The sequence below is a fragment of the Cohnella sp. GbtcB17 genome (assembly GCF_019091135.1).
GTDB lineage: Bacteria > Bacillota > Bacilli > Paenibacillales > Paenibacillaceae > Cohnella.
Map to the genome: position 1 here is coordinate 1 of NZ_JAGXJW010000406.1, position 243 is coordinate 243.

Here is a 243-nt window from a genome sequence, read left to right on the forward strand (position 1 = left end):
CGGCGAGCAGCGCCGTCGCTTCGCGCACGTCGTGGACGACCCGCTCGTGAATGTATAGGAGCAGCTCGGTGGCCAGCTCGCAGGTCGAGGTGGCGTACGGCTCCATGTAGACGCGCACGGCATCCTCGATGAACTCCTCGCTGCGCCGGGGGTGGTCGACGTTGACGATCCGGTCCGTCTGCTGGAGCTGCTTGGGCTCGGCGACCATCGACGCCCGGTGGGTGTCGACGACGGCCGCCAGCG

1 protein-coding gene is annotated in these 243 nt (G+C 69.1%); it reads right to left on the reverse strand.

What is annotated here, in order from left to right; genetic code table 11:
- Positions 1 to 243 (reverse strand): DHH family phosphoesterase (locus tag KVT38_RS34045; RefSeq protein ID WP_217598122.1); only part of this gene is annotated, 243 nt, incomplete at both ends.